Genomic DNA, 13,485 nt, shown 5'->3' with positions numbered 1-13,485 from the left:
TGCCCCTGCGGTGGCATGATGTCGCGAATGTGTATGTGATTGACGCCCCAGATACCCCTGTCAATCACCGCCGCAGTGATATACCCACGCCGATAGTGGGAGTGCGGCCCCGAAGAATCGGATACACCCATGACCCTCGTCAACACCACTGCCGCCTCCGTCCGCGCTGACAACGATACCCCCACCTCCTACGAGGAATTCCTCGACGTCCTGGCCGGTCTGCGACTGAGCTCCTCCCGCATCGACATTGACATCGACCGCGGACAGGTCACCCTCGACGGACGCGACGCCGGCCTGAGCGCCAAGGAACACGACCTCCTGGCACACCTCGCTGCCAACGCCGACCGCTCCGTCACCCGCGACGAGCTCTTCGCCTCCGTCTGGGCAGATGCCGACCTCGGCTCCGACTCGCGCACCGTCGACGCCCACATCCGCCGCCTGCGCAAGAAGCTCTCCATCCTGCCCGACCTCATCTCCACGATCCGCGGCGAAGGCTACCGCTTCAACTCCACCCCCTCCGTGCGCGTGCGCGTCACCCGCCCCGTCACCCTCGCCGCCTGATTCCCCCTCAGCCGCGGACCCCGCAGTCACCACGCGGCGTGCGACCGCGCACACTCCTCCAGCGGCCACCCATGGCGGCTCCCAGGCCAGGCACGCGCCCAGGGGCAGACACAAGGGGAGAGGGGCCACGGCCTCGTCCCCGAAACCGCGCCCCTCTCCGACGCTATGCGTGACGCGCTCAGATCACGAGTCGCGTGATCTCCGAATCCAGTGGCAGCTCCTCGACGTGCAAGGGAGAGGCCTCCATGCGGTGTCGAAGCCCGTCGATGTCATCCGGGTTCGATAAATCGATGCCCACCAGCGCGGGGCCGAGCTCGCGGTTGTTCTTCTTCGTGTACTCGAAGTGCACGATATCGTCCGCGGGACCCAGCACATCCGACAGGAAGACGCGCAGCATGCCCGGCTGCTGAGGGAAGGTCACGAGGAAGTAATGACGCAGGCCTTCGTGGCGCAGCGAACGCTCCATGACCTCGGCGTATCGCGTGAGATCGTTGTTACCGCCCGACACAACGCAGACAATCGCGCCGTCGGAGCGGCCGAGCAGGGCCTTGCGATCCGCCGGATCTGTCAGGTACACGTGCGCGGCCGTCGATGCGAGCGCGCCCGCAGGTTCGGCGATGACGCCGTCGGACTGGTAAAGCTCCAGCATCTCCGTGCACACCGCGCCCTCCGGCACGACCAGCACGGAGTCAACGAACTGCGACGCGATATGGAAGGGGAGCGAGCCCGCGCGACCCACCGCCGTACCATCCACGAAGGGATCGACCTTCGCCAGAGACATCGGCTGACCCGCCTCTAGAGCCGCGTGCATCGACGCTGCGCCCGCGGGCTCCACGCCGATGATCTTCACCTCGGGGCGGTTCGCGCGCAGCCACGTCGCGATGCCGGCGATGAGGCCGCCGCCGCCCACGGGAACGAGGACCGCCGCCGTATCCTCGGGCATCTGCTCCTCAAGCTCGACGCCGATCGTGCCCTGACCGGCGATCGTGAAGGGATCGTCGTAAGGGTGGACGTAGGTGCGGCCCGTGCCGCGCGCGGCCTCCTGAGCGAGCGCGTTCGCGCGGTCGAACGTGCCGTCCACGATGACCTGCTCGACCCACTGCCCACCAATCGTCGCGATGCGGCGGCGCTTCTGGCGGGGAGTATTCGACGGCAGGTAGATGGTGCCGCGCACGCCCAGGTGAGCGCAGGCGTAGGCCAGGCCCTGCGCGTGGTTTCCCGCCGACGCGCACACGACGCCGCGCTCGCGCTCGGCGGGGGACAGGAGCGACATACGCGCGTACGCGCCGCGCACCTTGAAGGAACGGCACTTCTGCTGGTCCTCACGCTTGAGCAAAATATCGACGCCGGCCTCGGTGGACAGGCGCTCCGAACGATCCAGGTTCGTGCGCACGGCCACCCCCTCCAGGGCGGTTGCAGCCTGGCGGATGTCCTTCGGTGTCGTCACGTGAGAACTAGCGGTCATGAGAACTCCTTCCAATACCCTCCTAGTGTAGTAGTGGCCACCGCGAGTGCGACCCACCCAACCATATGACCCAGAGCGCACTACCATAGAAGGCGTGAAAACTCTGAAAGACCCCTTGGTCTGGATTGACTGCGAAATGACCGGCCTGGACGTCAACCGCGACGCCCTCATCGAGGTGGCGGTCGTCATCACTGACGGCGACCTCACGATTGTCGACCCCGGCATGGACGTGCTCATTACGCCGCCCGCCGAGGCTCTCGACAACATGAATGACTTTGTGCGCAACATGCACACGTCCTCCGGGCTGCTCGACGATCTGAAGACGAGCGCGGTGTCGATGGAGGAGGCGACCGAACAAGTCCTGTCCTACATCAAGCGCTTCGTGCCCCAGCAGGGTAAGGCTCTCCTGGCGGGTAACTCGGTGGGCACCGACAAGATGTTCCTTGAGGCCAACATGCCCTCCGTCATCGACCACCTGCACTACCGCCTCGTGGATGTTTCCTCGATCAAGGAGCTGGCTAAGCGCTGGTACCGCGCCGCTTTCGCGGAGTCGCCCGAGAAGCACGGCGGCCACCGCGCGCTCGCCGACATCCTGGAGTCCATCCAGGAACTCGAGTACTACCGTCGCGTTCTCTTCCCTGCCGGGCCGGTGACGACGGAGCGTGCCCGCGAGGTGGCTCGCGAGGTTGTTGCCCTGGGCATCCCTTCCATGGGCGAGGGCACCGAGGCCTGATATCGGTCCTGAGGCTTGAGCGGCGGTATCCCTGCGGGGGTGCCGCCGCTTTGCCATGTCTGGCGTTGCTCGCCGTGCGGCGCGCTGTGCACAGGGGACATGCGCAGCGTTGCGTTATCCACAGGGGCCCGAGCGGCACGCGCGTTATCCACAGGGGGAGCGTGAGCGCTTGAAATGACATACCTCGCGGGGCTTTCCTGGACGTATCCGGCCAGCGCCGGCCAGACCAGATAAAGGATGCAACGATGCAGGACATTTCGACGACCCTGAGGGGTCGCATCGGGTCAGAACCCTCAATGAAGCACGTCAAGGGCGACATCTGCGTGACGACCTTCCGGCTCGCGATCACGCGATGGCGCTTCACGACGGATGCGCGTACGGGCAACGCCTCCTACGTGGAGGACGGCGCCTACTGGTACACGGTGGAAACCTGGGATACGCTCGCCTCCAACGTGTTCCGCAGCTGCCGCAAAGGCGACCCCGTCGTGGTGGTTGCCCGGCCCGTTCCCAACGGGTGGGTCGATGGGGCGGGACAGATTAGATCATCGATCGTCTACCGGGCCTCCTCGGTCGGCCATGATCTGGCGCGGGGGACCTCCCAGTTCAGAAAGAATGGCGCGCACTCGACCGACGAAGCCGCGGGAGGCACGGAGGGTGATCCCTATTCGACGAGGTCGGGGCCGGGTTCTGCGGTGATATCGCAGGGGTCGGGAGCGGAGGCCGAGCTCACGAACCAGCCGCACACTGAAGCTGTTGCCCCGGATGGAGGAACGGAGATGCTACCCGATGAGGCAGGCACACAGGATAGAGGGCCGACGCTTCACGCTCCGGCAGCGGGAGGCGACCTGACGCCTGTGGGCACATTGGAGGGGTGCGTTGGTGCTGAGGTTGAATCCTCGACCCCGAGCGGAAACACTGCGTCATGCTTCGACTATTCGGCGGTGGACCACGCCGGTGCCGATGCGACGAAAAACGCGTCGTTCGAGCCTCATGACGATGATGCGCTCGAACCGTCCGACGCCGCTTAGGCGGGCGCATCCACGATCGCGACCTGCGCGATGGCGCACGTCCCGTCGTGGCTGATAGAGACGAGCGCACTCCACGTGGAGCGCGCCCCGAGCGAGACCTCACACGCGGCGGCGACTCGTCCGTGCAGCGCGATCGCGGGGCGGTTCCACTCGTCGTGGATTACCTCAACCTCGCGCCAATCCATGTCGGTCTCGCTGATGAGGGGTGGAGTACCGAAGAGGGCACACGACCAGGCCTTCACAAAGGCCTCTTTCGCGGCCCACAGGCCGCCCGCGTGACGGGCCACGGCCTCGTCATAGCGGGCGGAACCGGGCTGAGCGCCAGAGGTGGCGGCTGCGCGGGCGCGGACCCGGCGGGCCTCCCTGGGCGTCAGAACGCCGTCCAGGAAGGTCGACCCCGGTTCCCTCACCTGAGCGGCAAACTCAGGGAGGGAGACCAGGTCAACGCCGAGTCCGCGCATCGCTCACTTGCCTTCGGGCAGGTGGTAGAAGCCGTCCTCACCGAGGCGTGCGTTCGGATCCAGCAGGATCGCTGCCTCAACCTCGTGCGCGTCACCCGCGATGCCGACAGCCGGGTCGTCGGGCAAGCGGCGACCCTCCACTGAGGTGAACAGCGGGGCGTGGCCCAGCATTCCCATCTCGATATGACGCTGGCCGTTGCGCAGGCGGCGATCCGATGCTGCGCGCCACGCCTCGAGGCGCTCACGTCCGGCCTCGCGCTCCACGATGGCCTCGAAGGCGGCCGGGTTAACCAGCGCCAGGAAGCCGGAGACGTGACCGAAACCGAGCGAGGTCGCGAACGCCGCACGCACCGGTCCGCGAGAGGACAGGTCGAGCGGGGAACGCAGCCACACGAGCGGGCTGTACTGCTCCATCGCGTCGTCGACGCAATCCAGCGCGACGTTCGCGGGGATCAGACCCGTGCGGAACACATCGATGATGCCGCCCACCTGGAACACGCACGCGCCGCCCTTCGCGTGACCCGTGAGGGTCTTCTGCGAGATGACCAGCAGCGGGTTGCCGGGGGTGCGGCCCAGCGCCATGCCGACGCGGGTGTGCAGATCCGACTCGTTGGGGTCGTTGGCGTTCGTGGACGTGTCGTGCTTGGACACGAAGGCCACGTCGTCGATACCAACGCCGAGCTCGCCGAGGTTGCGGGCGATGACCGAGTCACGTCCGCCGCGCGCCACCGCGAGGGCACCCAGGCCGGGCGCCGGAATCGAGGTGTGCGCACCATCGCTGAAGGTCTGCGCGTGTCCCACGACTGCCAGGACCGGCAGGTTCATGTCGAGCGCCACCGACGCGCGGGTCAGCAGCACGGTGCCACCACCCTGTGCCTCGACGAAGCCGCCGCGGCGGCGGTCATTGGCGCGCGAGACGAAGCGCGAGGAGATGCCGCGAGCGAGCAGCTCGTTCGAGTTCGCCGTCGCGTTCATCGCGCCGAAGCCCACGATCGACTCGACCTGAATGTCGTCAATCGCGCCGGCCACGACGAAGTCAGCCTTGCCAGCCTTGATCTTATCGACGCCCTCCTCGATGGAGACCGCGGCGGTCGCGCAGGCACCGACCGGGTTGATCATCGAGCCGTAGCCGCCCACGTAGGACTGCATCGTGTGTGCAGCCACGACGTTAGGCAGGGTCTCCTGCAGGATGTCCTGCGGGTATTCCTCGCCCAGGAAGCGGTCGACGAACAGCTTGTGCATCGAACGCATGCCACCGAAGCCGGTGCCCTGCGTGGAGGCAACGGCCGCCGGGTGGACGATGCGCAGCAGCTCGGCGGGGCTGAAGCCGGCGGACACGAACGCGTCGACGGCGGAGACCAGGTTCCACACGGCGATCGGGTCGATCGAGTCCAGCATCGAGGCCGGGATACCCCAGCGAGCCGGATCGAAGTCGGTGGGGAACAGACCACCGATGCGGCGGTTGAGGGTCGCGCGACGAGGCACGCGCACCTGGGCGCCGGACTTGCGGGTCACCTGCCACTCACCGAACGCGGTCTGCTCGACCACGGTGAACTGCGGGTCAGCCTCGGCGTAGGAGCGAGCCTCGGCCTCGTCCTCGACCGTGAACGTGATGTCGCGGTCCAGGAAGACCATCGCCGACTCGGGCGTGTAGCCGTCGTGCAGCGGGCCGTCATCGTGGAAGAAGCGCACGCCGGAGCGGGCCACGACCTCGTCGCGGTAGTGATCGAAGATCTCCGACTCGGGGACCAGCTGGTCGTCCTTGTCGTACCAGCCGCCCACGGGGGTGTCCGACCAGGTCAGCAGGCCGGTCATCCAGGCGAGTTCAAGCACGCCCGCAGGGGTGAGCTCGACGGTGCCGTCGGTGTGGATGCCGAGCTCGGCCTGCACGCGGGTACGAGCACTGCCCCACGGGCCGACCTCGCCGTGACCGACGATGACGACCGTGTCGGCCAGCGACGCGGTGGTGTGACCCCACTGTGACGGCTCGACGTGCGGCACGGTGACCTGCGAGGGCGAGGGCAGCGCGGACACGGTCGCAACCGGTTCCGATGCGGGGGCCTCGGGGGCTGCGGCCTCTGCCTGGGCGCGCAGGGCGCGCAGGTCGATGGAGGAGTCCAGGCCGCCGGTCAGGTCGGCATCCACCGGAGCGGAGGCAGCCTGGGCGCGGACCTCGGTGCTCGAGAGCGCGAGCAGCTGCTCGGCCATTTCCTTGGTCGACCAGGTGCGAACACCCGCAGCCTCGACGGCGGCGACCATCGGGTCGTTACCGCCCATGAGGCCGGTGCCACGCACCCAACCGATACGCGGGTGAGCGATCGACACGCGCGAACCCCAGATCGGCTCTGCCGTCCAGCGGGTCGCGATCGCGTCGAAGGAGGCCTTCGCCTCAGCGTACGCGCCGTCGCCGCCGAAGATGCCGCGGTTGGGGGAACCGGGCAGCACGACGTGCAGGCGGTGGTCGGCGTGCATGTCGGAACCGATTGCGCACAGACCGGCAATGGAGCGCTCGACGCTCCACAGCAGCAGTCGCATCTGGTTCTCGGAGGCAGGACCCGCGTCGGCCAGCGTGCCGGAGACGCGCGGGGCTGCGAAGGGGTAGAACAGCGTCGGGACCAGGGCTTCCTTGGTCACCTTAATGTCGGCGCCCACGGACTTGGTCTGCTCGGTGCCGATCCACTCCACGAGCGCGTCGACGTCGCGGTAGGAGGCCAGGTTAGCGGGAACCAGCCACAGCTTCGCGCCGCCTGCGGCGTGCGTGCGGTAGAGCTCCTTGGCGAAGGCCAGGCGCGCGGCCGAGATCGACGAGGAGGTTGCGATGACGGTTGCGCCGCCGGCGAGCAGGCCGCCCACGACCGCGCCGCCGATGGAGGCGGGGGTCATGCCGGTGACCACTGCGACGTCGCTGGCGTAGGGCAGCTCGTCCGAGGAGGAGAGCGCGTCGGCCGCGATCTGCTCCAGGCGAGCGGCGCGCTCGTGATCGCCCTCGCCGCGCAGGCGGTTCGCCCAGTACGAGGCCTGTTCGGCCACTGCGCGACCGGTGCCCACGAAGGACGCACCCTCGGCGAGGGTGCCTTCGGCGACGTAGCGGGCGACATCCTCACGGGCGGATGCCCAGCGGTCGTCCAGCAGGACGGCGCGCGCGGCATCGAAGCGAGGCTCGACGAGGTCGACCCAGCCCGAACCCAGTTCGGCGGCAACCGCGTCGATGACGCGAGCGTCATCGGAGGAATCCTCGCCGGTGGGGGCAGGAGCGTTCAGGCCCAGCTCGGACAGGATCGTGCGAGCCGTCTTGGCCAGGACGCCGTCCTCACCGGTGACGGACGCGGCGTAGGCGTCGAGAGCAGCGGAGTCGACGACACCGCCACCGGCAGAACCGCCAGCGCTGGGCAGGGACACCGCGATGCCTTCGCGGGCAGCAACGGCGGCCACGGCAGCATCGATGAGGGCATCGACACCGGCGGCGTTCGTCGGGGCGTCCAGGGGCAGGGTCGCCAGGTCGCCGTCGCGGGTCGAGGCACCCTCACGGGTGCCCAGGACGATCTCGGCGGTGACGTGATGCGCCCAACCGGTGCCCAGCTGCCACGTTCCGGTGACGCGCTCGGCGATGCGGCCGGCCTTGACGCCAGCGGCACCGAACAGCTTGCGCGTGCGCTCCTTGACGGCCTCGGCCAGAACCGGCCCGAAGGGCTTGTAGCCCTTGGCAGCCTTGTCGACCGTCGCAGACAGCGTGGCCACATCGGCCTCGCCGGCACCGTCGATCGAGTTCAGGCCCAGCTCGGAGGACATATCCATGAGCAGCTGGTTGCGACGCGAGGAGACGCCGTTGGTGAGCGACTCGGTCGTGTCGGTGGCGCCGACCTCGTCGATGCGGATCTTCGCGGACAGGGCCAGCAGGGCGCGAATCGCGGAGGACGCGGTGAAGGGCAGGTCCGCGACGTCGGCACCCGAGGGGCCGCCTGTCGGAGCCGCGGGGGCGGGGGCCGGAGCGGCCTCGGCCACGGGGGCGGCCGGAGCGGGCGCGGGGGCAGCCTCGGCGGCGGGAGCCTCCGGGGTGATTTCCTCGTCCTCATCGTCCTCGATCACGGCGACATCGGTCGCGTAGACGCGGGACTCGTCGCGCTGGACGTTGAAGACATCCACGCGAGAGAGCGCGAACTCGGGGGCGAGCAGGGTACGCGCTGCCAGGTTGGCCAGCGTCGGGGCGGCACCCAGGCCGACCTCGATGACCTCATCGACGCCCAGGCCCGCAACGCCGGGGGCGGCCTCTTCGGTCGAGAGCAGTACGCGCTGCGTCTCGATCCAGCGCACCGGGGAGGCGAACTGCCAGCACAGCAGCTCGATGAGCAGCGTGCGGGCCAGGACACCCGGGGTGGCCAGGGCGCCGTCCCACGCGCCTTCCGTCTCGAGCAGCTCGCGCACCGTCTCGGAGGGAACCACGTCGAGGATGGACTGGGCGAACTCGCGGGTGAGCTCGAAGGGACGCGCCACCAGGTTGGGGATGTAGCGGCCCACGAGCTTCGCGGGATCGATCTGCGCGGGAATACGTTCGTCGAGCTTCGTGCGGAAGTCCGCCACGCCACTGCGCAGGACGGTGGAGTGGAAGGGCACGTCGATGCCGGGAACGTACATGAAGGGACGCTTGCCGCCACGCTCGGCAGCGCGCTTGCTGGCGTCCTCCTCGAGGGCCTTCAGGCCCGCAACCGTGCCGGCGACCGCGTACTGCTGACCCGCCAGATTGAAGTTCACGATCTGGAGGAACTCACCCGAGGCCTGAGCGATCGAGTCGACGTACTCCACGACGTGCGCATCATCGACGCCGAACTGGTTCGGACGCAGGGCACCCATGCGGTAGTTCGAACGGCCGTTCTCATCGCGGGGCACGAGCGAGTGCATCGTGGAACCGCGCTGGAAGACCAGGTCGAGGACGGTTTCGAGGGGGAACACTTCCGCGTAGGCTGCCAGCGCGTCGTACTCGCCGAGGGAGTGGCCGGCGAAGGCAGCGCCGGGAACCAGGACGCCCTCTTCGCGCATGCGGGCCGTCTGGCCGATCGCCAGCGTTGCGAGCGCAACCTGCGTGAACTGGGTGAGGTTCAGGACGCCCTCGGGGTGACGGTAGGTCACGCCGCGCGCCACGATCTCGGTCGGGTTATCGCGCACGATCGACAGGATGGAGAAGCCCATCGCCGAGCGGGTGTGTGCATCCGCGCGGCGCCAGACCTCGTCGACCGCCTTTGACTTGGTGCGCTCGTCAAGGCCCATGCCGGCGCTCTGGATGCCCTGGCCGGGGTAGACGTAGGCGACCTTCGGGGCGAAGGTGTAGGCGGAGGCGCGAGACACGACCTGCTTGTTGATGCGGCAGGTGACCTCGAGGGACAGGCCGCCGCCGACGACGCGACCCACGCGCTCGACGGTGATCTCAACCTCGTCGTTCAGGTCGACGGTGCCGTACATGTAGTACGTCCAGCCGGCGATCTGAGCGCCGCCCTGGCCGGCGACGACAGCCTCGGCCGCGTGCTGAGCGGTGGCCGACAGCCACATGCCGTGCACGAGGGGTGCGTCCATACCTGCGACCTTGGCGGCCGCGTAGGAGGTGTGGATCGGGTTGTAGTCGCCCGACACGATCGCAAACGGCGTCATGTCGTCGGGGGCCTTGACGCTCACACGACGCAGGACCGAGCGGGGCGTGTCCACGACCTCGATGGTTGCGCCACCGAAGGGCGCGGCCTCGGAGGGCGCGCGGTTGCCGGTGGCGCGGCCACGGATCGCGAAGCGCTCCTGCGTGGAACCCACGTGCTCACCGTTGGCGGTCAGCTCGAGGGCGACCGTGACGATGCGGCCGGAGGAGGACTCATCGACGGCGGCCACGTGGCTGGTCACGTCGATCGTCGAAATGCCGCGCTGAAGCATCTGCTCGGGCGTGTACTCCAGGGTGATCGAGTGATCGAGGTGGACGGCGTTGAGCAGGCCCTCAATGACCGGGTAGTCGTTGTGGATGGCAGAACCCAGGGCCGCGTAGATCGCGGGCCAGGCGGGGCCAAGCAGGGCGTCGGGAGCCCAAGCCGCCAGCTCGTAGTTGGCGGGCAGGGCGGCACCCGTGGCCTCGGCGTGGTCGAAGCCCAGCGTGGGGGCCAGCGTGAAGGAGTAGTGGGCCTCGCCGAAGACGGACTTGGTGGAGGGAACCATCACCGGCAGCGCGTCCACGGTGTCACCCGCGACGGACACGGAGGTCACGCCGGCGGTGGCCGCGAGCATCGCGTACATGTGCTGGGGCAGCTTGGCCTCGTCAATGACGGGGACGGCGCCGTCTTCACCGGAGATAATCAGCGGGAAGACCAGCTCGCGCACGGCGTGCTTGTCGGTGCCGCGCGGATCATTGTCCCACGCGGTGTCCAGGTGGATGACCATGTCCACGCCGGTGTCAGTCGGATTCAGGGAGACGCGCTCCTCATCGAGGATGGCGGCGGGGTTCGTCATGAGGTGGCCGGTCCACGAGATGAAGGGGACCTTGCGCAGCCATTCCTCGCGGGTGGCAGCGGGCTTGCCGTTGCCCAGGCGGGAGGCGACCGGGGTCGCCACGACGCCGGAGTCGGTCAGACGCGAGGCTGCGGCGGCCTCGAAGCGGCCCAGCAGGGAGGCGACGGGCTCGTCGACGCGGTCGATGCCGGCCACGGAGACGGGGCCGGGGATGATGCGGACCTGGTCGGCACTGTAGCGCTCGTCCTGCGCCTGCCACAGGCAGTCCTGGCCCCACCAGCGGATGAGGTCGTCATCCAGGATCGGGACGAAGGGCATCGGCTTGGGGTAGGAGCGGCACAGAGCCGGGAACCAGGCGGCGTCGATCGGGGTGACGTGCGTGGTTGCGGCGTTCGGGTAGGCGGCCATCAGACGGTCGGCGGCGGCGTGCGCGTCGGCGACGTCCTCGACGGTCGGGAAGAGGGTTTCGACCTCGCCGTGGTCCACGGGCGCCAGACGCGCCTCGACGCGCTGGAGCAGGTCGTGGTAGCGGATCTGCCAGGTGGGATCAACCCACGGGTAGGACAGGTCAGCGAAGCGGCGCACCCAGGCTTCGTAGGTCATCTCTTCGAGGTCACCGAAGTAGGGCTTGGCCGTGTGGGAGAGGATTTCGACGATCTCGTCCTTGCGGGCGCGCACCTGGGCGCCATCGGAGCCGATTTCGGCGATGATGCGAGCGGCAGCGGCGGCCGCGTTGGATACCTCGTGCATGTCGGCGCGCAGGTGGGACAGGCCGGAGGTCATGCCGCCGCGGGTCACGCCCTCGCCGACCCAGCCGCCAAGCTCGTCGTTGTCGGGCACACCGGGGGTGGCCACGAGGAGCTCCTTGACGGCCTTCGTCGTGTGCGCTTCCTTCGTAGTCATCGCGGCGGTACCCACGAGGACACCGTCGACGGGCATGGGCGGGCGGCCGTAGCGTGCCGACCACTCGCCGGTCAGGAAGTCGGCCGCGCGCTCGGGCGTACCGATGCCGCCACCCACGGTCAGGACGATGTTGGACTGGGCGCGCAGCTGCGCGTAGGTGGCCAGCAGCAGGTCGGACAGGTCCTCCCAGGAGTGGTGGCCGCCGGAGTGGCCGTCCTCGACCTGGACGATCACCTTGATCGGATCGGCCTCGCGGGCGATCGCGATGACCTTGCGGATCTGGTCGACCGTGCCGGGCTTGAAGGCCACGTAGGGGAAGCCGTCGGCGCGCAGCTGCTCAATGAGGGCGAGGGCCTCGTCCTTCTCGGGGATACCCGCAGAGACAACGACACCATCGATGGGGGCGCCGGACGCGCGCGAACGCGACACGATGCGGGCCTGGCCGAACTGCAGGTTCCACAGGTAGCGGTCCAGGAACATGGAGTTGAACTCGGCGGTGTGACCGGGACGCAGCTGGGCGCGCAAGCCCGCCAGGTTCTCGTTGTAGACCTCTTCGGTGACCTGACCACCACCGGCCATTTCGGCCCAGAAACCGGCGTTGGCGGCAGCGGCAACGATCTCGGGGTCAACCGTCGTGGGGGTCATGCCGGCCAGGAGGACGGGGGAGCGGCCGGTCAGGCGCGAGAAGGCGGTGTCGACGACGGTCTTGCCGTCGGGCAGGGTCACGAGGCCGGGGCGCAGGTGCGACCAGTCGGTGCCGGGCTCGGGGGCCCAGCCGGGGGTCGCGGCCTTGTCACGGTCGGAGGCGGTTCCGGCGGCGACGACGCCGACGCTGGTGCCTTCGACGAGGGCGCGGGTCATGCGCACGGTCGTGGCACCGGGGCCCATGTCGACGATCCACGTGGCACCCGATTCGGCGGCGGCGCGGATCTGAGCCGGCCAGTCCACGGGGGTCGTGAGCACGGCGGCGGCCAGGGAGTGGGCAAGCTTGGCGTCAATACCGCACTGGGCGGCCCACTCGTCCACGAGGGCGAGGGCGTCGGCGAGCATGGGGGAGTGGAAAGGCACGTAGACCGGCAGGTATTCGCACACAGGGGTCAGCGGGCGACCGCCGCGCTCGTGCGCGTCGTGCGCGGCCTTGTCCTTGGCGGCGGCGCGCTCAATGGCGGCGACCAGGGACGCCAGGTCGTTGGGCGCACCCGAGACGACGTGAGTGTCGGTGTCGTTACGCAGCGCGATCGACAGCGGATGCGAGGTCGAGGGCAGGGAGGAGATGATGCGCTCGAGGAGAGCGTCGGACACACCTCGTACGGACACCATGTAGGTGGCGTCGCCCGCGTGCGGGGCGCGGGCGCGACGCGTGATGCGGGCAGCGGCCGCGCCGATCAGGCGGGCCAGCGCGAAGACGGAAGCGGCGCGGGCCTCGTCTCCGGCGATCCACGCACGCGCAATCTCCACGCCGAGCACGCCCTGAGAGTGTCCCTCAAAAGCGGTGGGCTGGTTCGCCACGATGTTCAGGCCTGCGCGCGTCAGGTCGATGAGTGCACCCAGCTGGGCGGCAACGATACCCGGAACCGACAGGGCGGCCTCGTCCGGGCCTGCAACGTCGCGGGTCACAGCCTCCTCGCCAGCCTCGGCCGGGATAGCGAAAGGCAGGGACGCAACCGACTGGGTGGCCAGCGAGCGGCGCACCGGGGAGAGCACCTGATCCGAGGCCTTGATGACGCCGTCAACGATCGCAGCGATCTCAGGATCGTGGGCGATCTCGTCGAGCGCGGCACGCCACGGGGTGGCCTGACCGGCAAAGGTCAGCGCGTAGGGGGTCTCATTCAGGGAGGTCACAAACGACATGTTCTT

Annotated in this window: 6 protein-coding genes; 3 read left to right on the top strand and 3 right to left on the bottom strand. The window is 68.7% G+C overall.

Annotated features, from left to right (window positions below):
* Nucleotides 1-129: 129 nt before the first annotated feature.
* The gene (locus O3656_RS00525; RefSeq protein WP_500062129.1) at nt 130-561 is read left to right on the top strand and encodes a winged helix-turn-helix domain-containing protein; all 432 of its coding nucleotides are present in this window, start codon (nt 130-132) and stop codon (nt 559-561) included.
* A gap of 178 nt (nt 562-739) precedes the next feature.
* Here O3656_RS00525 and ilvA read toward each other — a convergent pair whose 3' ends face one another.
* A complete protein-coding gene (gene ilvA / locus O3656_RS00520; RefSeq protein WP_500062128.1) occupies nt 740-2,026 on the bottom strand; it encodes a threonine ammonia-lyase IlvA in 1,287 nt (428 codons plus the stop codon).
* Nucleotides 2,027-2,111: 85 nt separating this feature from the next.
* On the opposite strand from ilvA, the gene orn reads away from it, so the two are divergent.
* Together orn and O3656_RS00510 are read left to right on the top strand one after the other, a co-directional pair.
* Nucleotides 2,112-2,759, top strand: a complete 648-nt coding sequence (gene orn / locus O3656_RS00515; RefSeq protein WP_500062214.1) for an oligoribonuclease — start codon at nt 2,112-2,114, stop codon at nt 2,757-2,759.
* A gap of 245 nt (nt 2,760-3,004) precedes the next feature.
* Nucleotides 3,005-3,787, top strand: a complete 783-nt coding sequence (locus tag O3656_RS00510; protein ID WP_500062127.1) for a single-stranded DNA-binding protein — start codon at nt 3,005-3,007, stop codon at nt 3,785-3,787.
* Here the strand turns inward: O3656_RS00510 and O3656_RS00505 are convergent.
* Together O3656_RS00505 and O3656_RS00500 are read right to left on the bottom strand one after the other, a co-directional pair.
* Nucleotides 3,784-4,248 (bottom strand): holo-ACP synthase, encoded by a 465-nt coding sequence (locus O3656_RS00505; RefSeq protein WP_500062126.1) that lies wholly within the window; start codon nt 4,246-4,248, stop codon nt 3,784-3,786. The genes O3656_RS00510 and O3656_RS00505 overlap by 4 nt on opposite strands.
* A 3-nt stretch (nt 4,249-4,251) precedes the next feature.
* On the bottom strand, nt 4,252-13,479 hold the full coding sequence (locus tag O3656_RS00500; protein ID WP_500062125.1) for a fatty acid synthase subunit beta domain-containing protein: 9,228 nt from the start codon (nt 13,477-13,479) through the stop codon (nt 4,252-4,254).
* Nucleotides 13,480-13,485 lie beyond the last annotated feature (6 nt).

The sequence above is a fragment of the Pauljensenia sp. 27098_8_83 genome, assembly GCF_041432695.1.
GTDB lineage: Bacteria > Actinomycetota > Actinomycetes > Actinomycetales > Actinomycetaceae > Pauljensenia.
This window is presented reverse-complemented; position numbering and strand designations above follow the sequence as displayed.

Bases quoted from the DNA above. Each gene is read 5' to 3' on its own strand.
- O3656_RS00525 (WP_500062129.1), top strand. From the start codon at position 130: ATGACCCTCGTCAACACCACTGCCGCCTCCGTCCGCGCTGACAACGAT.
- ilvA (WP_500062128.1), bottom strand. From the start codon at position 2,026: ATGACCGCTAGTTCTCACGTGACGACACCGAAGGACATCCGCCAGGCT.
- O3656_RS00510 (WP_500062127.1), top strand. From the start codon at position 3,005: ATGCAGGACATTTCGACGACCCTGAGGGGTCGCATCGGGTCAGAACCC.
- O3656_RS00505 (WP_500062126.1), bottom strand. From the start codon at position 4,248: ATGCGCGGACTCGGCGTTGACCTGGTCTCCCTCCCTGAGTTTGCCGCT.
- O3656_RS00500 (WP_500062125.1), bottom strand. From the start codon at position 13,479: ATGTCGTTTGTGACCTCCCTGAATGAGACCCCCTACGCGCTGACCTTT.